Origin of the sequence: Ideonella alba (assembly GCF_018069875.1) — a bacterium.
Classification (GTDB): domain Bacteria; phylum Pseudomonadota; class Gammaproteobacteria; order Burkholderiales; family Burkholderiaceae_C; genus Ideonella; species Ideonella alba.
Map to the genome: position 1 here is coordinate 229,464 of NZ_JAGQDF010000008.1, position 20,306 is coordinate 249,769.

Sequence of the window (20,306 nt, forward strand, 5' to 3'; positions counted from 1 at the left end):
ATGAGTGTCTTCGAGCGCTACCTGAGCGTCTGGGTCGCCCTGTGCATCGTGGTGGGCATCGCGCTGGGCCAGGTGCTGCCGGGCCCGGTGCAGGCGATCGGCGCGATGGAGGTCGCGAAGGTCAACCTGCCGGTGGGCGCGCTGATCTGGGTGATGATCATCCCGATGCTGCTGCGCATCGACTTCGGTGCGCTGCACCAGGTGCGCGCGCACTGGAAGGGCATCGGCGTCACGCTGTTCGTCAACTGGGCGGTCAAGCCCTTTTCGATGGCGCTGCTGGGCGGCCTGTTCGTGCGCCAGGTCTTCGCGCCCTGGCTGCCGGCGGATCAGCTGGACAGCTACATTGCCGGCCTGATCCTGCTGGCCGCGGCGCCCTGCACGGCGATGGTTTTCGTCTGGAGCCGGCTGACGAATGGCCATCCGCTGTTCACGCTGAGCCAGGTGGCGCTCAACGACCTGATCATGGTGTTCGCCTTCGCGCCGCTGGTGGGCCTGCTGCTGGGCCTGGCCAGCATCACCGTGCCCTGGGACACGCTGCTGGTGTCGGTGGTGCTCTATATCGTGGTGCCGGTGCTGATCGCGCAGGGGCTGCGCCGGGCGCTGCTGGCGCGCGGGCAGGCCGCGTTTGACGCCGCGCTGGCGCGCATCGGCCCGTGGTCGATCGGCGCGCTGCTGGCCACGCTGGTGCTGCTGTTCGCGTTCCAGGGCCGGGCCATCCTGGCGCAGCCGCTGGTGATCGCGATGCTGGCGGTGCCCATCCTGATCCAGGTGCTGTTCAACGCCGGCCTGGCCTATGGCCTGAACCGCTGGCTGGGCGAGGCCCACTGCGTGGCCGCGCCGTCCTGCCTGATCGGTGCCAGCAATTTCTTCGAGCTGGCGGTGGCCGCGGCGATCAGCCTGTTCGGCTTTGAATCCGGCGCCGCGCTGGCCACCGTGGTGGGCGTGCTGATCGAGGTGCCGGTGATGCTGCTGGTGGTGCGCTGGGTCAACCGCAGCAAGGGCTGGTACGAGGCCGCCGGCGCCGCGCGCTGAACCTGCGCGGGATCAAGGCCGGCGGCGCGGGCAGGCGCAAGATGAAGGTCCACCACCAGGAGACACGATGAGCACACTGGACGTTTTCGAGCCCGCGATGTGCTGCCCCAGCGGGGTCTGCGGCGTGGAGGTGGACCCGGTGCTGGCCCAGTTCGGCGCCGACCTGCAGGCGCTGGCCGAAGCCGGTGTGACCGTGCAGCGCCACAGCCTGAGCCATGCGCCGCAGGCCTTCGCGGCCCACCCCGAGGTGCTGCGCGAATTGCAGGCCGGTGTGGAGCGGCTGCCGATCGTCGTGGTCGATGGCCGCATCGCCTCCACCGGCGTCTACCCCGGCAAGCTGCAGATGATGCGCCTGCTGGGCCTGCCCATCGCCAGCGCCGACAAGCCGCACATCAAGCTGGGCGCCTGCGGCTGCGCCCCCGGCCAGTGCTGAGCGTGGCGCCGCGGCTGCCGCAGGCCGACACCCGCTGCCTGTTCTTCACCGGCAAGGGCGGCGTCGGCAAGACCTCGCTGGCCTGTGCCACCGCCTGGCGGCTGGCCGAGACCGGCCGGCGCGTGCTGCTGGTCAGCACCGACCCGGCCTCCAACCTCGACGAGGTGCTGGAAACCCCGCTGAGCGGCGACCCCACGCCGGTGACGGCGGTGCCGGGCCTGAGCGCGCTCAACATCGACCCCGAGGCTGCGGCGGCCGCGTATCGCGAGCGCATGGTCGGCCCCTACCGCGGCGTGCTGCCCGAGGCCGCGCTGCGCAGCATGGAGGAGCAGTTCTCCGGCAGCTGCACGGTCGAGATCGCCGCCTTCGACGCTTTTGCCTCGCTGCTGGCCGGCCAGGGCGCGGCGGCGGGCTTCGACCATGTGGTCTTCGACACCGCGCCCACCGGCCACACGCTGCGCCTGCTGAGCCTGCCTTCGGCCTGGAGCGGCTTCCTGCAGGACAACCGCAGCGGCACGTCCTGTCTGGGGCCGCTGTCGGGCCTGGCGGCGCAGCGCGCGCTGTACGCCCAGGCGCTGGCGGCACTGACCGATCCCGCGCTGACCACCGTGGTCCTGGTGGCCCGCCCCGACACCGCCGCGCTGCGCGAGGCCGAGCGCACCCGCCACGAACTGGCCGACCTGGGCGTGCGCACGCTGGCGCTGGCGCTCAACGGATGGCTGCAGGCACCCAGTGCCGATGCCGTGGCGCAGGCCATGGCGGCACGCCAGCAGGCCGCACTGGCGGCGATGCCCGCCGGACTGGCCGCGCTGCCGCGCAGCGAGACCGGCTTCATCTCGCGCGGCCTGGTGGGCCTGGCGGCGCTGCGGGCCTTTCTGCATCCGGTGGCACAGGTCGAATCCGTGGCGGTCGCGGAATCCGTCGAACTGCCCGGTGGCCTGGCGCCATTGCTGGCCGAGATCGAGGCCGGCGGCCATGGCCTGGTGATGACCATGGGCAAGGGCGGCGTGGGCAAGACCACGGTGGCGGCGGCGCTGGCGGTGGCGCTGGCGCGGCGCGGCCACCCGGTGCTGCTGTCCACCACCGACCCCGCCGCGCATCTGGAAGGCGCGCTGGCCGGCGCGGTGCCGGGCCTGCAGGTGAAGCGCATCGACCCGGCGGCCGAAGTCGCGCGCTACCGCGCGGCGGTGATGGCGCGCGCCGGTGCTGGTCTGGACGCCGCGGCGCGCGCGCTGCTCGACGAGGACCTGCGCTCGCCCTGCACTGAGGAGATCGCGGTCTTCCACGCCTTTGCCGCCACCGTGGCGCAGGCCCAGGGCCGTTTCGTCGTGCTCGACACCGCGCCCACCGGCCACACCATTTTGCTGATGGACGCCGCCGAGGCCTACCACCGCGAGGTGCTGCGCAACCAGGGCGAGCTGCCCGAGGCCGTGCGCCAGCTGCTGCCGCGGCTGCGCGACCCGGCCTACACGCGGGTGCTGATCGTCACCCTGCCCGAGGCCACGCCGGCGCACGAGGCCGAGCACCTGCAGCAGGAGCTGCGGCGCGCCGGCATCGAACCCTTCGCCTGGGTCATCAACCAGAGCCTGCTGGCCAGTGGCACCGCCGACGCGGTGCTGGCCGACCGCGCGGCGCGCGAGGCGCCGTTCATCGCCCAGGTGCTGCACCGCGCGGCGCACCGCGCGGCGCTGCTGCCCTGGCAGTGCGAGGCCCCGGTGGGCCCCGACGCGCTGGCGGCCCTGGCGGCGCGCTGAGCCCTCGGCGACGCGCCGCCCGCCTCAACAGCAGGACGACTTCGGGCCGGCGGCGGCCACCGGGATGCCGATCGGCTTGCCGCGCGCCACCGGCGCGGCCTCGGCCTTCGGTGCGCAGCAGGCCGACTCGGCCGTGGCCGCCCGGGCCTCGCTGAAGACCGGGATGTCGCCCAGCGTGTGGTAATGCTCCCAGGCGATGCCCTGCGGGTCGGTCACCCAGTGCTTGTCGCTGCGCGCGTAGCAGCAGGTGGTGGCGCCTTCGTCCAGCAGCGGCGCGTCGGCGGCCTCGGCGCGGGCGCGCAGCTCGGCCAGCTCCTCGGCGCTGTCGGCCTGGAAGCCCAGGTGGTCGATGCCGGGCGCGTGGCCGCGGGTGGAGATGGCGAAGTTGATGCGCGGGTCGTCGAGCATCCACTTGGCGTAGTCGCCCTCGACGCGCGCCGGCTGGGCGGCGAACAGGCGCGAGTAGAAGGCGATGCTGGCGTTCAGGTCCTGCACGTGCAGGTGGACATGGAAGCGCTTCATGGGGTCTCCGGGGTGGTGAGCAGGGTCGCTGGGGGGACGGCGGCACAGCAGGCATCGGCGGCGCCGGCGCAGCAGTGGGCGGTGAGGAAGGACAGCAGCGCGTCCATGCGTTCGTAGGCGGCGCGGTAGACCAGGCTGCGGCCGTCGCGGGTGGCCTGCACCAGGCCGGCCTGCGACAGCTCCTTCAGGTGGAAGGACAGGGTGTTGGGCGGGATGCCCAGGGCCTCGGCCAGCACGCCGGGGTTGAGCCCGTCAGGGCCGGCCACCACCAGCGCGCGGAAGGCCCGCAGCCGGTGTTGCTGGGCCAGCGCGGCCAGGGCGCGCAGCACGTCTTGTTCATCCATAATTCCAGAATACTGGAAATACAGAGTTGGTGCAAGCGGGGATGTCAGGCCTATTCCCTCGATCAGGCGCGATCAATAAAGGGTAAACCCTAGGCTGTCGGCGACAATCGCCAGCTTCCCGAACGATCGTTCACCTCCATCGATGTCTTCCCGCATCCTCAACCGCGCGCTGCACGACCGCCTGATGAGCGCCGACGAGGCCGCCGCCCTGATCCACGACGGCGACCACGTCGGCATGAGCGGCTTCACCGGCGCCGGCCATCCGAAGACGGTGCCGCTGGCCCTGGCCCGGCGCATGGACGCGGCGCACGCCGCCGGCCAGCCCTTCAAGATCGGCATGTGGACCGGGGCCTCCACCGCGCCGGAGCTGGACGGCGCGCTGGCCCGCGCCAACGGCGTGGACCTGCGCCTGCCCTACCAGAGCGACCCGGCCTGCCGCGACCGCATCAACCACGGCGACATGGACTACATCGACCTGCACCTGTCGCATGTCGCGCAGTACGCCTGGTTCGGCTTTTTCGGGAAGCTCGACACCGCGGTGGTCGAAGTCTCGGGCGTGCTGGAGGACGGCCGTCTGGTGCCCTCGTCCAGCGTGGGCAACAACAAGACCTGGCTGGACCAGGCCGACAAGATCATCCTGGAGGTCAATGCCTGGCAGAACCCGGCGCTCGACGGCCTGCACGACATCTACTACGGCACCGCGCTGCCGCCGCACCGCCAGCCGATTCCGCTGACCCGCCCCGAGCAGCGCATCGGCGAGCCTTACTTCCGCATCGACCCGGCCAAGGTGGTGGCGGTGGTCGAGACCGACCACCCCGATCGCCAGACCGCCTTCAGCGCGCCCGATGAGACCTCGCTGGCCATCGCCGCCCACCTGATCGAGTTCCTGCAGCACGAGGTCAAGGCCGGCCGGCTGCCGCCCGAACTGCTGCCGATCCAGAGCGGCGTGGGCAACATCGCCAACGCGGTGCTGGCGGGGCTGAACAATGGCCCGTTCCAGGGCCTGTCCGCCTTCACCGAGGTGCTGCAGGACGGCATGCTGGAAATGCTGGAGAGCGGCACGCTCAAGAGTGCCTCGGCCACCGCCTTCTCGCTCAGCAGCGAGGCGCTGGCGCGGCTGAACGCCGACCTGGCCAGCTACCGCGGTCGCCTGCTGCTGCGCCCGCAGGAGATCAGCAACCACCCCGAGCTGATCCGCCGCCTGGGCCTGATCGCGATGAACGGCATGATCGAGGCCGACCTCTACGGCAACGTCAATTCCACCCACGTGATGGGCAGCTCGATCATGAACGGCATCGGCGGCTCGGGCGACTTTGCCCGCAACGCCTACCTGAGCGTGTTCATGACGCCCAGCACCGCCAAGGGCGGGCGCATCAGCTGCATCGTGCCGATGGTCAGCCATGTCGACCACACCGAGCACGACGTGCAGGTGATCGTCACCGAGCAGGGCCTGGCCGATCTGCGCGGCCTGAGCCCCAAGAAGCGCGCGGCGCTGATCATCGAGCGCTGCGCCCACCCGGACTACCGCCCGGCCCTGAACGACTACTACCAGCGCGCCTGCCGCGGCGCGCCAGGCCTGCACACGCCCCACCTGCTGGGTGAGGCCTTGTCATGGCACCAGCGCTACCTGGCCGACGGCCGGATGTGACTCAGCGGCGGTACTGCACCAGCAGCGAATCGACCACCAGGCCGCCTGGCGTGCCCAGGTCCTGCACCACGAACTGCAGGATGTTCTCGCCTTCCACCAGACCCTTGGTGACGGTGAAGTCATTCAACTGCAGGTAGTTGGTGTCCGCCGGCGTGGACAGCGCGGTGCCGGTGCCGGCGGCCTTTCGGCCATTGAGGTAGATGGTGCCGATGTCGTCCACCGCCCAGCGGCCGGTGATCGTGGCCTTGGTGGCGCCGACCGGCAGCGTGAACCGGATCTCGAAGGTGTAGGGCCGCAGGCCGGCCAGGCCATCCTGCTTGGCCCAGACCCATTCGGCGGTCTCGGACTGCGCATAGCCGTAGTCCACCGAGGTGCTCATCACCACCGCGGGCTTGGGCTGCTTGATGCGCGGGCCCTTGACGATGGTCCAGTGCGGATCGTCCTGGCCACCGGGCAGCTTCACCCCCGAGGCATCGACGCCGGTGGACGGCAGGCTCAGCGTGGCCGCGCTCGCCGCCAGCGAGAGCAGCAGGGTGGCGGCCAGCGTGGCCAGTGACTTGATTCCCAGTTTCATGGAGTCTCCGATTCGCGCCGGGCGCATTGAGGAACATCAGATTGCAAATGCAACTGGATATTACCAATGCAGCAGCGGCTGGACAGGGTCTCAACCCTCGGGTGGCCGCGCCGGCGGGGTCCACCAGCGCGCCGGCGGCACCACCACCGGCTGCTCGGGCTGGGCCAGGAAGTGCGGCGACATGATCTGCACGCCATGGCGGTTGAAGGCGTCCTGGATGGCGGCGTGCAGCGCCGACAGGATGGCCACCCGCTCGAGGGGCTGGTCGATGTGGGCGAAGAGCTCGTAGACCACGTAGAAGTCGTTCAGCGCGCGCTGGTGCACGAAGGCGGCCGGCTCCGCACGCACGCCGGGCGTGGCGTGGGCGGCCTCGGTGAGCAGCGCGTGCACCTGGCGCCAGGGCGCGTCGTAGCCCACCGACACCGTGGTGCTCAGCAGCGTGCCCTGGGTGCCCGCCAGCTTGGAATAGTTGCGGATCGGCTGGCTGGTCAGCAGGCTGTGCGGCAGCGTCACCTCTTCGTTGCGCATCGTCACCAGCTTCACCGCCAGCGCCCCCACCTCGCTGACCACGCCCTCGGTGCTGCCCACCGCGACGAAGTCGCCCTTGCGCAGGCTGCGTGAATAGACCACCACCAGGCCGCTCATCAGCTGCGTCACCACGCCGCTGGAACCCAGCGTGACCATCACGCCCAGCAGCACGCTCAGGCCCTTGAAAGCCTCGGTGCCCGAACCAGGCAGGTAGGGGTAGGCGGCGGCCAGCGCCAGACCCCAGACCAGCACCGCCGTCAGGCGGCGTGTCGCACCGACGGTCTCGGCGTGCAGCAGCGGCAGCCGCAGGCGGCCCTCCTGCACCTGGCGGAACAGCAGGCCCAGGCCCTCATGCACCGCGCGGGCCAGCACCATCACCAGCGCCACCGTCAGCAGGCCGGGAATCGCGCCCAGCATGCCGGCCACCGCCCAGCCCCCCAATTGCTGCACGAAGGCGGCGACCTGCTGGCTCCAGGGCTGGGTCCAGGGGAAGGCGGCCAGCGCGGCCATCGTGCCCACCCACAGGCCGCCGGCGGCCACCAGCCAGCAGGCGGCGGCGCCCAGACGCCAGCCGATCAGGCGCAGGTAGGCGCTGCGGCCGCCGTCGCGGCGCAAGCGCGCGGCGTCGCCGCGGTCGTGGCAGAAGCCGTACAGCCGCGCCAGGCCCCAGCCGCCCAGACCCCACAGCAGCAGCACACCCGCCACCACGGCGCCACCGCGCCACCACAGGGCCGGGTCGGCCTGGGCGCGGCGGGCCTGCACGGCGTCGACCAGGCGGTGGCGCGCGCGTTCGGCGGCGGTGGACAGGCCCAGGTGTTCCTCAGGGTCGAGGTCACTGGCCTGCAGCGTGAACACCGGCTGCTCGCCCACGCTCAGCAGGTAGGCTGGCGTTTCGGCCTGTGGCACGGGCCGGGCCAGCACCTCGCCGGCCAGAGCGGCGGCATCCAGCGCCTGGAAGCGTCGCTGGGCCCGGCTGACCCGCTCGGCCGGCTCCAAGCCGCCTTGCGGTGCCCGCAACTCGGCCACCGGGCGGTTGAACAGCCGCAGTTCCTGCGGCTCGGCGGCCGCGGCCGGAACCACACCGCCCGCCAGCCAGGTCAGCAGCACCAGGCAGGCCCGCAGCGTCAGGCAGCGGCCGATCACAGCCACATCTCCACCTCGCCCAGGCCGTCGAAATGCGCCAGCACGTGCTGGCCACGGGACACCGGCACGCCACCGCACCAGGCGCCGGTGGTGACCACGGTGCCAGCGGGCACGGTGGCGCCATGGCGCGTCAGGTACCGCAGCCAGCCCGGCAGCAACCAGGTCGGCGTGCCCAGCGGGTGGCTACCCCGAAAGGCGATGGGTGCGGCATCGCCACAGCGCAGCCAGCCCGCCTGCGCCGACCAGTCGATCGCGCGCCAGGGCTGCCAAGGGCCCAGCACCAGCGCGCCATGCACCTGGAAGTCCGCCAGCTTCAGCAGCGGCGGCGTGTGGGCCAGGTCGCGCCAGCGGCTGTCGACCACCTCGATCGCCACCGCCAGGGCATCGACCAGTGCAGGCGCCTCGTCGGGATGCAGGCGCTGTGCCGTGGCGGCATCCACCGGCTGGCCCAGGCGCAGCGCGATCTCCGCCTCGACCAGCGGCGGCTGCAGCAGCCAGGTCTGGGCGCGCAGATCGGCGCCCGGCGCGTGCACGCCCGAGGGCAGCAGCGGCGCGTGCACCAGCGGCACATCGCACGCCGCGCTGCCGCTCTTCCAGTACCCCGGCAGGCCGTCGGGGGCCCACTCACCCAGCGCCACGCCCTGGGCCTGCTGCAGCGCCTGCGCGGTGTCGGCGTCGGGCACGGCCAGCGACCAGTGCGGCGCGGGGTCCAGCGCGCGATGCTGTCGCCGGGCGGCCAGCAGGGCGTCGCGCAGGGCAGCCTGGGTGGGGTGCATGGGCTGCGATGCTACCCGGCCCCGCCCTCACACGAGAGGGCGACAATCCGACGGCCCATGCGATTGCAACCACCTCCCCGTCTGCTGGCCCGTCTGCACCGCGAAGCGTCCGACTGGCGCCGATGGTGGACCCGCGGCGTGGTGCTGCTGGCCGCGGTGGCCTCGGGCCTGGCGGTGGTCGCCTTCACCTGGCTGACCGAAGAGGCCTTGTCGGCCTTTGCCCACCTGTCGCGGTGGTCCTGGTGGCTGCCCCTGCTGTGGACGCCTGTGCTGACCGCAGGCATCGTCTGGGTCACCCGGCGCTGGTTTGCCGGGGCCGCCGGTTCGGGCATTCCGCAGGTGATGGCCGCACTGCGACCGGAGGTTGACGAGGCACGCCGCGGACTGTTCGTCGACCTGCGCCTGGCGCTGGCCAAGATCGTGCTCACCGCGGCGGGCCTGCTGGGCGGGCTGTCGGTGGGGCGCGAGGGCCCCTCGGTCCAGGTCGGTGCCGGGGTGATGGCCGCATTCGCCCGCTGGCTGCCCGAGCGCAGCGGGGTCACGCCGCGCGCGCTGCTGGTGGCGGGCGGGGCCGGCGGCATCGCGGCCGCGTTCAATGCGCCGCTGGCTGGCGTGATGTTCGCGATCGAGGAACTGGCGCGCTCGCCCGAACACCGCAGCAGCGGCCTGCTGGTGTCGGCCATCGTGCTGTCGGGCCTGATGGCGGTGTCGGTGTTCGGCAACCTGACCTATTTCGGCGTCATCCATCCCGGCGCCTTTGGCTGGGCGATGCTGTGGCCGGCCCTGGCGGTGGCGGTGGCCGCGGGCCTGGCCGGCGGACTGTTCGCGCGCCTGTTGCTGGCCTCGCTGGCCGGCCAGAGCCAGGGGCCGCTGAACCGTTGGCGGGCGCGTCAGCCGGTGATCTTCGCCGGGGCCTGCGGCCTGGGCGTGGCGGTCATCGGCCTGGCCAGCGACGGCCTCAGCTGGGGCAGTGGCTATGCGTCGACCAAGGCCTTGCTGGAAGGCGCGGTGGCCGTGCCGCTGGTCTACGTGCTGCTGAAATTCGTGGCCACCTGGTGGACCGCCTGGTCCGGCGTGCCGGCGGGCATCTTTGCCCCCTCACTGGCGATTGGTGCGGCGCTAGGCAGCAATGTCGCGGTGCTCAGCGGCCACGCGGGTGAGCCCGGCCTGATCGCACTGGGCATGGCCGGCTTCCTGGCCGCGGCCACCCAGGCGCCGCTGACCGCCTTCATCATCGTCATGGAGATGGTGGATGGCCACCAGATGGTGCTCAGCCTGATGGCCTGCGCGCTGGTGGCCAGCGGCGTCTCTCGCCTGGTCACCCGGCCTTTGTACGCCGGCCTCGCCGAGGCGCAGCGGGCGCGCCTGCCGGGCTGACCAGCTCGGCCAGCGGAATGGCGCCCGCATTGCGGGCCGGCTCCAGCCGCGCCAGCAGCAGGCCCAGGTCGTGGTCCAGGCGCGCCAGGGTCTGTGCCTCCAGACCGGACAGGGCCTCGGGCAGCACGCCGCTGAAGGGGCCGGGCGCTCGCGCCAGCACAGCGCCGCCCGCCGGCAGCAGGCGCAAGCGCACCGCGCGGCCGTCCTCGGGGTCGCGGTCAGTCGCCATCAGTTGCTGGGCGATCAATCCCTTGACCAGATTGCTGGCCGTCGTCTGGTGGATGTCCATGGCCCGTGCCAGCCCGCTGATCCCGATGCCGGGCTGGGCCTGCACCACGCTCAGCGCCCACAGCTGGGCACCACCGATCCCGGCCTGGCGCTCCACCTGCTGGAAATGGCGCTTCACGGCGTTGAACACTGCGCGAAACCGCCGCAGCACGCGCGCCGCGGCCTGCGAATCGACGGGAACAGGAGCAGGACGGCCGGCCATCCGGTGATGATAGGTCCCGCTCAGGACGTGGGGCCCGACCGGTGTCGCCTGCGGCGCTCACGGCCAGCGGGCCCCAGGACCCGGTGGGTCGACCGGCCGCCGAATGGATGTGGCACCCAGGTCAGACCCGGCACCGTGCGGCTGCTAGCCAGCGGGCGGCTCCCGGCGCCTGGCTTCGCGTTCGACGAAGCGGTCGAACGCGGCCAGCAGCGGCGCGCCGTCGAAGGACGCGCCATCGAGCTGCGCCAGCGCCTGCACCGTGGCCTCCAGCGTCGAGACCTGGTCGGGCCGGCGCGCCGCGCGGATCGCCCGGTAGCGCGTGGGCGGCGGCGTCGCCAGCGCCAGCCGTGGCAGTGCCGCCAGCACGGGGTGTTCCAGCAGCAGGCGCAGGCTCTTGCGCCAGGTGGCGTCGATGACCACCAGGCGCGTGTGCTCGTCGGCGCCGCGCGCCGGCCCCGCGGGCGCCGGCGCGGCGGACACGTCCGGGTAGAGCAGCCGGGTGACGCGGCCGGGCCGGTGCAGCAGCGCGGCGAGCTGCGCGTCGGTGAAGCGCTCGCCCACCACTACCTCGCACTGCGCCAGCGACAGCCGCAGCAGCGCCACGCTGTTCTTGGCCTGGCGCTGCTCCTGCGGATGCTGCAGCACCAGCACCTCGCTGCGGTGCGCGGTGGGGCAGGCCAGCGCGCACAGGCAGGTGCTGCCGGGGCGGTGGCAGCGCGGGCAGACCGTGCGGCGGGCAAGGGCGGGCGGGCTCACGCGGAGATAATCGCACGCCCGGGCCGCCCGTCGCGTCCTCCGGCCGCCGCCCGGCGGCGTTGTGCACCGATGTCCCCGAAAGACCCTCTTCCCGCATGCGCCTGACCCCCCTGATCGCTCTGCTGATGCTGGCCACGCTGGCTGGCTGCGCCACGCGCGAGACCAAGAAGGTCTCGGTCTACCAGCGCGAGGGCTTCGAGACCACCGAGACCTATTCGCGCCTCTTCGACGCCCCGGTGGCCGTCACCTGCGAGGCCGCGCGACGCGCGCTGCTCAGCCAGGGCTACCTGATCGGCAGCCAGCGTGCCGACAGCGTGGCTGGCAGCAAGAGCTTCCAGCCCGACGGCGAGGTGCACATGCAGATCACCTTCAACATCGCCTGCCTGCCCGAGGGCCGCGGCGGCCGCATCGCCACCGCCTTCGTCAGCGCGATCCAGGACCGCTATGCGCTGAAGAAGAGCTCCAACTCCGCCAGCCTGGGCGTGGGCGCGCTGGGCAGCCTGTCGATCCCGGTGGCCTCCACCGACGACTCGCTGGTCAAGGTGGCCAGCGAGACCATCCCCGCCGGCCCCTTCTACGACCGCTTCTTCGCGCTGATGCAGCGCTACCTCGAGGACGCCTCGGAGGACGCCGCCGCGGCGCCGCTGATCGAGCCACCGCCGATGGCCGCGCCCGCCCGGCCGGCGTCGGCCCCGACGGCGGCCCCAACGGCAACCCCTGCGGCGGCCGCCTCCACCCCCGCGTCCGCCGCCTCTTGAAATCCGGCCACGCTGCCGCCACCTGCAGCAGCATCATGGCCGACACCTCTTCTTCCCAGGTTCTGCGGCTGCCGATCGAATGGCAGCCGCTGGTGGTCACCGCCGCGCTGCTGCAGCGCTTCGAGGCGGGCGGGCAGCCGATGGCGCCCCAGCAGTACCGTGCGCTGGCCCAGCAGGCGCGCACCCTGCTGGACGCGGCCGCCCCCGGCCCGGCGCTGGACACCTTGCTGCACGCCTTCCCGGTGCTGAGTGACCTGTACGAGAACAGCCACTACGAGCACGCCGGACTGTGCCGGCACCCGCTCGACGCCGCGCTGGCGGCCGAGCAGGCGGCGCGCCAGGCGCTGCAGCGCGCCGCTGCCTAGGACCGCAACCCTACCGGCAGGGCGACAGGCCGCTCATCAGCGGAAGCGCTCGGGGTCGATCCCGTGGCGGTGCAGCTTGTCGTAGAGCGTCTTCTTGGGCGTGCCCAGCTGCTGCATCACGTCCTGCATCCGGCCCTGGCAGCGCCGCAGCGCCTGCTCGATCAGCGCCTTCTCGACGCGCTCCATCTGCTGCGCCAGCGGCACCACCGGCGTGCGCTCGTCGGCGCCAGGCAGGGGTGAGGCCTCGCCCTCCAGCACGAAGCGGTCGGCCGCATTGCGCACCTCGCGCACATTGCCGGGCCAGTCGTGCGCCATCAGCTCGCGCAGGCGCTCGGCGCTGGGCTCGGGCGGCGGCATGCCGTAGCGCTCGGCCGCGGCGCGCACGAAGTGGGTGAACAGCAGCGGGATGTCCTCGCGCCGCTCGCGCAGCGGCGGCAGGCGCAGCACCGCCACGTTCAGCCGGTAGTACAGGTCGGCGCGAAAGCGTCCCTGTTCGGACAGCGTCAGCAGGTCGTACTTGGTGGCGGCCACCACCCGCAGGTTGACTGGCAGCTCCTCGTTCGAGCCCAGCCGCGCCAGCCGGCGCTCCTGCAGGATGCGCAGCAGCTTGATCTGCATCGGCATCGGCATCGACTCGATCTCGTCGAGCAGCAGCGTGCCGCCGTTGGCATGCTCGATGCGGCCGATGCGGCGCTTGGCGGCCGAGGTGAAGGCGCCGGCCTCGTGGCCGAAGAGCTCGCTGTCGAGCAGGGTGTCGGGCAGGCCGCCGCAGTTGATGGCCACGAAATGGCGGTCGCGGCGCGGGCTGTGGTCGTGCAGGCAGCGCGCCACCACCTCCTTGCCGGTGCCGGTCTCGCCGTGGATCATCACGTCGGCCGAGGTGGCGGCCAGGCGCAGGATCATGCGCTTGACCTCCTGCATCGCCGCCGACTGGCCCAGCAGCACGGATTCAATGCCGCTGCGCTCGGCCAGCTGCTCGCGCAGCTCATCGAGCGCCACGCGCATCATGCGGCGCTCCAGCGCGCGGGTGGCGGTTTCCACGAAGCGCTCGGGCGAGAAGGGCTTCTCGATGAAGTCGTAGGCGCCCGCGCGCATCGCCCGCACCGCCATCGACACATCGCCATGCGCGGTCACCACCACCACCGGCATCTCGGGGTCGATGGTCTTGATGCGCTCGAGCAGCGTCAGGCCGTCCATGCCGGGCAGGCGCACGTCGGTGATGACGATGGCCGGCAGGCCGGCGGACAGCTGCGGCAGCAGCTGCTCGGCGGTGCCGAAGGCCTGCACCTCCAGGCCCGAGAGCTCCAGCGTCTGCACCAGGCTGGCACGCACCGGCGGGTCGTCCTCGACGAAGAGGACCTTGAAGCCTTCAAACATGACTGTCTTCCGTTCCCGGCAGGTCGAACTCGAACACCATGCCGCCCGCCGCACCGCGGTGCGCACGCAGCGACCCGCCCATCTCGCCGACGATTTTCGACGAGATCACCAGACCCAGGCCCAGGCCCTCGCCAGCCGGCTTGGTGGTGTGGAAGGGCTCGAAGAGGCGGGCCATGGCCGCCTCGTCCACGCCGGGGCCGTTGTCGATCACCTGCACCAGCACCCGCTCACCCAGGGGGCCCAGCGGCCGGCCCAGCACCGTCATGCGCGCCTGCGGCCGGCCGGCCAGCGCGTCCAGCGCATTGCCGCACAGGTTCAGCAGCACCTGCTCCAGCCGGGTGGCGTCGGCGCGCAGCTGCAGGTCCTCGGGCACGTCCAGGTCCACCGTCACCGGCTCGTGGTGCAGGCGGTGCTCCAGCATCAGCAGCACGTTGCGCGCGGCGCGCTCCAGCGGCACCGGCTGGGCATGCAGGCTGTCCTTGCGGGCGAAGGACTTGAGCTGGTTGACGATGCGGCCCATGCGCTCGGCCATCTCGTCGATGCTGCGCAGGTTGTCGGCCACGGCCTGCTGGCGCCCGCCCTCGAGCAGCCGCAGCGCATTGCGTGACAGCGCGCGCAGCGCGGTCAGCGGCTGGTTGATCTCGTGCGAGATGCCGGCTGACATCTGGCCCAGCACCGCCATCTTGCCGGCCTGCATCAGCTCGTCCTCGGCCAGCTCGCGCTGGGCGATCTGGCGCTTGAGCTCGTCGTTGGCGCTCAGCAGCTCGGCGGTGCGCTCGTCCACCTGCTGCTCGAGCTGGTCGTGGGCCGACTGCAGCGCATTGCGCGCCTGCAGCAGCTGGCGCATGGCGCGGCGGCGCTGCAGCAGGTAGAGCACCAGCCCGCCCAGCAGCGCGCCCACCGCGGCGCCGGCCCAGGCGGCCTGGCGCGCCTGGCGCCAGACGTCCGACGGGTCGGACAGCGCCAGCAGGCGGGCGGCCAGCGGCACGATCGGGCGTTCCTGCGCCACGAAGGGCGTCTCGCGCTGCGGGTCGGCTGGATCGGGCGCGCGCACCAGCGTGGCCCCGGCGTCCAGCAGGCGTTGCACCGGCAGGCGCAGCGAGGCCAGCGCGGCCCCGGGGTAGCGCGCCGGGTCGGCCACCTCGGCGTCGTCCATCCGGCGGTACTTCCAGGCCGGTACCGACGACAGCACCGCCACCTGGCGCTCGTCCACCACCAGCAGCCGCTCGCTCTGCGAGCGCAGGCCCAGGTCGATCCAGGTGGCCTCCAGCGGCGCCAGGTTCAGCACCACCAGCACCCGGCCCAGGGCCTCGCCGCCGGGCGCCACCGGCAGCAGGTAGACGAAGTCGGTGGAGCCATCCAGCGGGTTGGCCACGAAGTAGTCGCTGGCCTCGTCCTGCAGTGCCCGCAGCGCGGTGGCCGGCAGCGGCGCGCTGGCGCCGTGGCTGCTGGCCAGCGGGCGGCCGGCAGCGTCGGCCACCACCACCAGGCTGGCGCCCGAGCGCACGCCGATGCGCGCCAGCGTGCTGGCGGCGCGCCGCCGCAGGTCCTCGTCCTGCGGCGCGGCCAGCAGCGCGCGCACGTCGGCGTCGCCCGCCACCAGCCCGGGCACGAAGGCGCAGCGGCGCAGCTCGGCGTCCAGCGTGGCCGCGTACAGCTCCAGCCGCTCGTTGCTGACCGCCACCAGCTGCGCCAGGCCGGCGCGCTCGTTCAGGTTGAAGGCCAGCAGGCTGCCCAGGCCCATCGGTGCGGCCAGCAGCAGGGCCCACACCAGGGGGCGCAGCCAGCGGGTGGCGGAAGGCGGGGGCAGGTCACTGAGGCCGGGCATCGCCCGCTAGTGTGCCTTGCCGCCGCCATGCCGCTGAGTGCGGACCTTCGCACTGGAGCCTGGGGGGCGAGTGCGGATTTCCGCCCTCGACCCGCACCCCGGGGGGGCGTGGCCGCACCGGCACAGGGCTGGCGGGGTCGTGTCCGGTCCGATTCACCTCCAAACCCTCGGGGCTTTCCCTGAACCATCGCGGTGCGCGGCGCGACTGGCACGGGCCGTGCAATGAATCACGCCATCGCAAACCGGCGCCGTGGCGCTTCAAGGGGTCCGATGGACATCTTCGTTCAACAAATCATCAACGGTCTGGTGCTGGGCAGCATGTATGCGCTGGTCGCGCTGGGCTACACGATGGTGTACGGGATCATCTCGCTGATCAACTTCGCCCATGGCGAGATCCTGATGGTCGGGGCCATGGTGTCCTGGACCGTGGTCACGCTGCTGGCCGACTCGGGACTGCCGGGCTGGGCGCTGCTGCTCATCTCGCTGCCCTGTGCGGTGGTGGTGGCCTCGGCACTGAACTTCATCATCGAGAAGGTCGCGTACCGGCCGCTGCGCAGTGCGCCGCGGCTGGCACCGCTGATCACCGCGATGGGCATGAGTCTGCTGCTGCAGACGCTGGCGATGATCGTCTGGAAGCCCAATCCCAAGCCCTTCCCGCCGCTGCTGCCCACCGAGGTCTTCTTCCTGTGGGCGGATGGTCCGGTGATCACGATCACCCAGATCCTGATCCTGGTGACCACGGTGGTGGTGCTGGCCGCGCTGCTGTGGCTGGTCAACAAGACCAAGCTGGGCCGCGCGATGCGTGCCACCGCCGAGAACCCCAAGGTGGCGAGCCTGATGGGCGTGAAGCCCGACTTCGTGATCTCGGCCACCTTCGTGATCGGCGCCACGCTGGCCGCGCTGGCCGGCATCATGTGGGCGCTGAACTACGGCACGGTGCAGCACTCGATGGGCTTCCTGCCCGGCCTGAAGGCCTTCACCGCGGCGGTGTTCGGCGGCATCGGCAACCTGACCGGCGCGATGGTCGGCGGCGTGATGCTGGGCCTGATCGAAGCCATCGGCGCCGGCTACCTGGGCGACCTGACCGGTGGCGTGTTCGGCAGCCAGTACGTCGAGATCTTCGCCTTCCTGGTGCTGATCCTGGTGCTGACGCTGCGGCCGTCCGGCCTGATGGGCGAACGCGTGGCTGACCGCGCCTGACCGAGGGAGACAAGATGTTTGAAGACATGAGCAAACAGACCAAGCTGGTGCTGTTCCTGGTGGCCGGCGCCCTGCTGGTGGTGCTGCCGGTGTTCGTGGCCCCTCTCGGCCAGGGCTGGGTGCGCATCATGGCGCTGGCCCTGCTGTACGTGCTGCTGGCCCTGGGCCTGAACATCGTGGTGGGCTACGCCGGCCTGCTCGACCTGGGCTACGTGGCCTTCTATGCGGTGGGGGCCTACCTCTACGCACTGATGGCCAGCCCGCACCTGGGCGAGAACTTCGAGTGGTTCCGCAACACCTTCCCCAACGGCCTGCACACGCCGATCTGGCTGGTGATCCCGCTGGCGGCGCTGCTGGCCGGCATGGCCGGCGTGATCCTGGGTGCGCCCACACTGAAGCTGCGCGGTGACTACCTGGCGATCGTGACCCTGGGCTTCGGCGAAATCATCCGGGTGTTCATGAACAACCTGGAGTACCCGATCAACATCACCAACGGCCCGCGCGGCCTGAGCCAGATCGACCCGATCCAGATCGGGCCGGTCGACTTCGGCAAGCCGCTGGAACTGTTCGGCCACACGCTGCCCTCGGTCACGCTGTACTACTGGCTGTTCCTGGCGCTGGTGGTGGGCTCGGTGCTGGTGTGCCTGCGCCTGGCGGATTCGCGCATCGGCCGCGCCTGGATGGCCATCCGCGAGGACGAGATCGCCGCCAAGGCCATGGGCCTGAACACCCGCAACCTGAAGCTGCTGGCCTTCGGCATGGGCGCCACCTTCGGCGGCGTGTCGGGGGCGATGTTCGCGTCGTTCCAGGGCTTCGTCTCGCCCGAGTCGTTCACGCTGATGGAGTCGGTGATGATCGTCGCGATGATCGTGCTGGGCGGCCTGGGCCACATCCCCGGCGTGATCCTGGGTGCGCTGCTGCTGGCCGCGCTGCCCGAGGTGCTGCGCTATGTGGCCGGCCCGCTGCAGCAGATGACCGACGGCCGCCTGGACGCCGCCATCCTGCGCCAGCTGCTGGTGGCGCTGGCGATGATCACCATCATGCTGGCGCGTCCGCGCGGTCTGTGGCCCAGCCCCGAGCACGGCAAGGCCGCGCCGCAGGTCACCAAGTAAGGAGCACCCACCCATGACGACGGTACTCAAGGTCCAGGGGGCCTCCAAGCGATTCGGCGGCCTGCAGGCGCTGTCCGACGTGAACATGCAGATCAACGCCGGCCAGGTGTACGGCCTGATCGGCCCGAACGGCGCCGGCAAGACCACCTTCTTCAACGTCATCACCGGTCTGTACACGCCCGATGGCGGCACGTTCGAGCTGGGCGGCGCGCCCTACAGCCCCACCGCGGTCCACGAGGTGGCCAAGCAGGGCATTGCGCGCACCTTCCAGAACATCCGGCTGTTCGCCGAGATGACCGCCATCGAGAACGTGATGGTCGGCCGCCATGTGCGCACCGGCTCGGGCCTGCTGGGTGCGGTGTTCCGCACCCCCGGCTTCAAGGCCGAGGAAGCCGCCATCCGTGACCGCGCCCAGCAGCTGCTGGACTACGTGGGCATCGGCCGCTATGCCGAGTACAAGGCGCGCACCCTCAGCTACGGCGACCAGCGCCGCCTGGAGATCGCCCGCGCCCTGGCCACCGACCCCAAGCTGATCGCGCTGGACGAGCCCGCCGCCGGCATGAACGCTACCGAGAAGGTGGTGCTGCGCGAGCTGATCGACCGCATCCGCAAGGACGGCCGCACCATCCTGCTGATCGAGCATGACGTGAAGCTGGTGATGGGCCTGTGCGACCGCGTGACCGTGCTGGACTACGGCAAGCAGATCGCCGAAGGCACGCCGGCCGAGGTGCAGAAGAACGAGAAGGTGATCGAGGCCTACCTCGGCGCCGGTCAGCATTGAGCAGGAGCAACACGAACATGGCAGCAACTCTGCTCAAGGTCCGCGGTCTCAAGGTCGCCTATGGCGGCATCCAGGCCGTCAAGGGCATCGACTTCGAAGTGCACGAGGGCGAACTGGTCAGCCTGATCGGCGCCAACGGCGCCGGCAAGACCACCACGCTCAAGGCCGTGACCGGCCTGCAGCCTGTGGCGATGGGCGACATCGAATACCTCGGCAAGCCGATCAAGGGCCAGGGCGCCTGGGACCTGGCGCGCCAGGGCCTGGTGATGATCCCCGAGGGCCGCGGCACCTTCACCCGCATGACCATCGTCGAGAACCTGCAGATGGGCGCGTACAACCGCGACGACGACGAGATCGATGCCGACATCGAGAAGGTCTTCGGCATCTTCCCCCGCCTGAAGGAGCGCGCCGAACAGCTGGCCGGCACGATGAGCGGCGGTGAACAGCAGATGCTGGCCATGGGCCGCGCGCTGATGGCCCGCCCCAAGGTGCTGCTGCTCGACGAGCCCAGCATGGGCCTGTCGCCCATCATGGTGGACAAGATCTTCGAGGTGGTCGAGACCATCCACAAGCAGGGCGTGACCATGCTGCTGGTGGAGCAGAACGCCAGCCGCGCGCTGAGCCTGGCCGACCGCGGCTATGTGATGGATTCGGGCCTGGTCACGATGAGTGGCGAGGCCAAGGCCCTGCTGCACGACCCGCGCGTGCGCGAGGCCTATCTGGGCGAGTAAGCATTTGGCTTGAGCGGGTTTCCCGCTGCCAGTCCTGGGGTGAGCCGCCCGCGCACCCCGGTCCGGCGGTCCGCTGCGGTGTGGGGCGTGCCCTGCACCGCAGCGAGCCAGCCGGCGCAGGGCAGGTGGCTTCCTATGCAGGAGTAGACAGCTGATGAAGTCGCAATGGAAGCTGAGCGCTGGTGCGCTGCTGATGGTTTCGGTGGGCGTGGCCTTCGCCCAGGACATGGTCGTCAAGATCGGCCACGTCGGCCCGACCAGCGGCGCCATCGCCCACCTGGGCAAGGACAACGAGAACGGCGCGCGCATGGCGATCGACGAGCTCAATGCCAAGGGCGTGATGATCGGCGGCAAGAAGGCCAAGTTCGAGCTGCTGGCTGAAGACGACGCGGGCGATCCCAAGCAAGGCACCGCCGCTGCCCAGAAGCTGGTCGACAGCAAGGTCAACGGCGTGGTGGGCCACCTGAACTCGGGCACCTCGATCCCCGCCTCCAAGGTCTACTCCGACGCCGGCATTCCGCAGATCAGCCCGTCGGCCACCAACCCCAAGTTCACCCGCCAGGGCTACAAGACCACCTTCCGCGTGGTGGCCGATGACGTGCACCTGGGTGGCACGCTGGGCCGTTATGCCGTTGAGCAGCTCAAGGGCAAGGTCATTGCCGTGATCGACGACCGCACCGCCTACGGCCAGGGCGTGGCTGACGAGTTCGAGAAGGGTGTCAAGGGCAAGGGCGGTGCCATCGCCAAGCGCGAGTTCACCAACGACAAGGCGACCGA

The 20,306-nt window shown here is 71.3% G+C and carries 21 protein-coding genes; 12 read left to right on the forward strand and 9 right to left on the reverse strand.

All coding sequences use genetic code 11. The features are described 5' to 3' along the window. The 3 genes from arsB to arsA all read left to right on the forward strand — a co-directional run bounded on the left by arsB (position 1) and on the right by arsA (position 3,219). On the forward strand, positions 1–1,032 hold the full coding sequence (gene arsB, locus KAK07_RS15395; RefSeq protein ID WP_210861701.1) for an ACR3 family arsenite efflux transporter: 1,032 nt from the start codon (positions 1–3) through the stop codon (positions 1,030–1,032). A 67-nt stretch (positions 1,033–1,099) separates the two neighbouring features. Further along, on the forward strand, positions 1,100–1,465 hold the full coding sequence (arsD, locus tag KAK07_RS15400) for an arsenite efflux transporter metallochaperone ArsD (protein ID WP_210856923.1): 366 nt from the start codon (positions 1,100–1,102) through the stop codon (positions 1,463–1,465). A gap of 2 nt (positions 1,466–1,467) precedes the next feature. Next, a complete protein-coding gene (gene arsA, locus KAK07_RS15405) occupies positions 1,468–3,219 on the forward strand; it encodes an arsenical pump-driving ATPase (protein WP_310740741.1) in 1,752 nt (583 codons plus the stop codon). A 24-nt stretch (positions 3,220–3,243) separates the two neighbouring features. Here arsA and KAK07_RS15410 read toward each other — a convergent pair whose 3' ends face one another. Beyond that, positions 3,244–3,741: an ArsI/CadI family heavy metal resistance metalloenzyme gene (locus tag KAK07_RS15410; RefSeq protein ID WP_210856924.1), complete on the reverse strand. Its 498-nt coding sequence runs from the start codon at positions 3,739–3,741 to the stop codon at positions 3,244–3,246. Beyond that, a complete protein-coding gene (locus KAK07_RS15415; protein ID WP_210856925.1) occupies positions 3,738–4,085 on the reverse strand; it encodes an ArsR/SmtB family transcription factor in 348 nt (115 codons plus the stop codon). Before KAK07_RS15415 ends, KAK07_RS15410 begins: the two co-directional genes overlap by 4 nt. A 142-nt stretch (positions 4,086–4,227) precedes the next feature. On the opposite strand from KAK07_RS15415, the gene scpC reads away from it, so the two are divergent. Next, positions 4,228–5,733: a succinyl-CoA:acetate CoA-transferase ScpC gene (gene scpC / locus KAK07_RS15420; protein ID WP_210861703.1), complete on the forward strand. Its 1,506-nt coding sequence runs from the start codon at positions 4,228–4,230 to the stop codon at positions 5,731–5,733. Position 5,734: 1 nt separating this feature from the next. Here scpC and KAK07_RS15425 read toward each other — a convergent pair whose 3' ends face one another. The 3 genes from KAK07_RS15425 to KAK07_RS15435 all read right to left on the reverse strand — a co-directional run bounded on the left by KAK07_RS15425 (position 5,735) and on the right by KAK07_RS15435 (position 8,754). Continuing rightward, a complete protein-coding gene (locus tag KAK07_RS15425; protein ID WP_210856927.1) occupies positions 5,735–6,307 on the reverse strand; it encodes a hypothetical protein in 573 nt (190 codons plus the stop codon). A gap of 90 nt (positions 6,308–6,397) precedes the next feature. Then, positions 6,398–7,978, reverse strand: coding sequence for a mechanosensitive ion channel family protein (locus KAK07_RS25810; RefSeq protein WP_210861705.1), 1,581 nt, complete (start codon positions 7,976–7,978; stop codon positions 6,398–6,400). Then, positions 7,975–8,754: a fumarylacetoacetate hydrolase family protein gene (locus KAK07_RS15435; RefSeq protein WP_210861706.1), complete on the reverse strand. Its 780-nt coding sequence runs from the start codon at positions 8,752–8,754 to the stop codon at positions 7,975–7,977. The genes KAK07_RS25810 and KAK07_RS15435 overlap by 4 nt, the downstream gene beginning before the upstream one ends. Positions 8,755–8,811: 57 nt before the next feature. On the opposite strand from KAK07_RS15435, the gene KAK07_RS15440 reads away from it, so the two are divergent. After that, on the forward strand, positions 8,812–10,131 hold the full coding sequence (locus KAK07_RS15440; protein WP_210861709.1) for a chloride channel protein: 1,320 nt from the start codon (positions 8,812–8,814) through the stop codon (positions 10,129–10,131). Here KAK07_RS15440 and KAK07_RS15445 read toward each other — a convergent pair. Together KAK07_RS15445 and KAK07_RS15450 are read right to left on the reverse strand one after the other, a co-directional pair. Then, on the reverse strand, positions 10,073–10,621 hold the full coding sequence (locus tag KAK07_RS15445; protein ID WP_210856931.1) for a MarR family winged helix-turn-helix transcriptional regulator: 549 nt from the start codon (positions 10,619–10,621) through the stop codon (positions 10,073–10,075). The genes KAK07_RS15440 and KAK07_RS15445 overlap by 59 nt on opposite strands. 144 nt (positions 10,622–10,765) lie before the next feature. Continuing rightward, a complete protein-coding gene (locus KAK07_RS15450; protein ID WP_210861710.1) occupies positions 10,766–11,377 on the reverse strand; it encodes a tRNA-uridine aminocarboxypropyltransferase in 612 nt (203 codons plus the stop codon). 95 nt (positions 11,378–11,472) lie between these two features. On the opposite strand from KAK07_RS15450, the gene KAK07_RS15455 reads away from it, so the two are divergent. Continuing rightward, positions 11,473–12,135, forward strand: coding sequence for a DUF2242 domain-containing protein (locus KAK07_RS15455; protein ID WP_210861712.1), 663 nt, complete (start codon positions 11,473–11,475; stop codon positions 12,133–12,135). Positions 12,136–12,170: 35 nt separating this feature from the next. Next, positions 12,171–12,500, forward strand: a complete 330-nt coding sequence (locus KAK07_RS15460) for a hypothetical protein (protein WP_247664383.1) — start codon at positions 12,171–12,173, stop codon at positions 12,498–12,500. 36 nt (positions 12,501–12,536) lie between these two features. Here KAK07_RS15460 and KAK07_RS15465 read toward each other — a convergent pair whose 3' ends face one another. Together KAK07_RS15465 and KAK07_RS15470 are read right to left on the reverse strand one after the other, a co-directional pair. Continuing rightward, positions 12,537–13,877: a sigma-54-dependent transcriptional regulator gene (locus KAK07_RS15465; RefSeq protein WP_210856934.1), complete on the reverse strand. Its 1,341-nt coding sequence runs from the start codon at positions 13,875–13,877 to the stop codon at positions 12,537–12,539. Then, positions 13,870–15,705 (reverse strand): sensor histidine kinase, encoded by a 1,836-nt coding sequence (locus KAK07_RS15470; RefSeq protein WP_210861714.1) that lies wholly within the window; start codon positions 15,703–15,705, stop codon positions 13,870–13,872. Before KAK07_RS15470 ends, KAK07_RS15465 begins: the two co-directional genes overlap by 8 nt. A gap of 270 nt (positions 15,706–15,975) precedes the next feature. Between KAK07_RS15470 and KAK07_RS15475 the strand changes: the two genes are divergently transcribed. From KAK07_RS15475 to KAK07_RS15495, 5 genes are all read left to right on the forward strand, one after another. Continuing rightward, positions 15,976–16,905, forward strand: coding sequence for a branched-chain amino acid ABC transporter permease (locus KAK07_RS15475; protein WP_210856936.1), 930 nt, complete (start codon positions 15,976–15,978; stop codon positions 16,903–16,905). Positions 16,906–16,931: 26 nt separating this feature from the next. Further along, on the forward strand, positions 16,932–18,017 hold the full coding sequence (locus KAK07_RS15480; protein WP_210861716.1) for a branched-chain amino acid ABC transporter permease: 1,086 nt from the start codon (positions 16,932–16,934) through the stop codon (positions 18,015–18,017). 13 nt (positions 18,018–18,030) lie between these two features. Then, a complete protein-coding gene (locus tag KAK07_RS15485; RefSeq protein ID WP_210856938.1) occupies positions 18,031–18,798 on the forward strand; it encodes an ABC transporter ATP-binding protein in 768 nt (255 codons plus the stop codon). Positions 18,799–18,815: 17 nt separating this feature from the next. Beyond that, positions 18,816–19,529 (forward strand): ABC transporter ATP-binding protein, encoded by a 714-nt coding sequence (locus tag KAK07_RS15490; protein WP_210861718.1) that lies wholly within the window; start codon positions 18,816–18,818, stop codon positions 19,527–19,529. Between the two features lie 154 nt (positions 19,530–19,683). Beyond that, positions 19,684–20,306: branched-chain amino acid ABC transporter substrate-binding protein (locus tag KAK07_RS15495; protein WP_210861720.1), on the forward strand; the 623-nt coding region annotated here is incomplete at its 3' end.

Bases quoted from the DNA above. Each gene is read 5' to 3' on its own strand.
- arsB (WP_210861701.1), top strand. From the start codon at position 1: ATGAGTGTCTTCGAGCGCTACCTGAGCGTCTGGGTCGCCCTGTGCATC.
- arsD (WP_210856923.1), top strand. From the start codon at position 1,100: ATGAGCACACTGGACGTTTTCGAGCCCGCGATGTGCTGCCCCAGCGGG.
- KAK07_RS15410 (WP_210856924.1), bottom strand. From the start codon at position 3,741: ATGAAGCGCTTCCATGTCCACCTGCACGTGCAGGACCTGAACGCCAGC.
- KAK07_RS15415 (WP_210856925.1), bottom strand. From the start codon at position 4,085: ATGGATGAACAAGACGTGCTGCGCGCCCTGGCCGCGCTGGCCCAGCAA.
- scpC (WP_210861703.1), top strand. From the start codon at position 4,228: ATGTCTTCCCGCATCCTCAACCGCGCGCTGCACGACCGCCTGATGAGC.
- KAK07_RS15425 (WP_210856927.1), bottom strand. From the start codon at position 6,307: ATGAAACTGGGAATCAAGTCACTGGCCACGCTGGCCGCCACCCTGCTG.
- KAK07_RS15435 (WP_210861706.1), bottom strand. From the start codon at position 8,754: ATGCACCCCACCCAGGCTGCCCTGCGCGACGCCCTGCTGGCCGCCCGG.
- KAK07_RS15440 (WP_210861709.1), top strand. From the start codon at position 8,812: ATGCGATTGCAACCACCTCCCCGTCTGCTGGCCCGTCTGCACCGCGAA.
- KAK07_RS15445 (WP_210856931.1), bottom strand. From the start codon at position 10,621: ATGGCCGGCCGTCCTGCTCCTGTTCCCGTCGATTCGCAGGCCGCGGCG.
- KAK07_RS15455 (WP_210861712.1), top strand. From the start codon at position 11,473: ATGCGCCTGACCCCCCTGATCGCTCTGCTGATGCTGGCCACGCTGGCT.
- KAK07_RS15460 (WP_247664383.1), top strand. From the start codon at position 12,171: ATGGCCGACACCTCTTCTTCCCAGGTTCTGCGGCTGCCGATCGAATGG.
- KAK07_RS15465 (WP_210856934.1), bottom strand. From the start codon at position 13,877: ATGTTTGAAGGCTTCAAGGTCCTCTTCGTCGAGGACGACCCGCCGGTG.
- KAK07_RS15470 (WP_210861714.1), bottom strand. From the start codon at position 15,705: ATGCCCGGCCTCAGTGACCTGCCCCCGCCTTCCGCCACCCGCTGGCTG.
- KAK07_RS15475 (WP_210856936.1), top strand. From the start codon at position 15,976: ATGGACATCTTCGTTCAACAAATCATCAACGGTCTGGTGCTGGGCAGC.
- KAK07_RS15480 (WP_210861716.1), top strand. From the start codon at position 16,932: ATGAGCAAACAGACCAAGCTGGTGCTGTTCCTGGTGGCCGGCGCCCTG.
- KAK07_RS15485 (WP_210856938.1), top strand. From the start codon at position 18,031: ATGACGACGGTACTCAAGGTCCAGGGGGCCTCCAAGCGATTCGGCGGC.
- KAK07_RS15490 (WP_210861718.1), top strand. From the start codon at position 18,816: ATGGCAGCAACTCTGCTCAAGGTCCGCGGTCTCAAGGTCGCCTATGGC.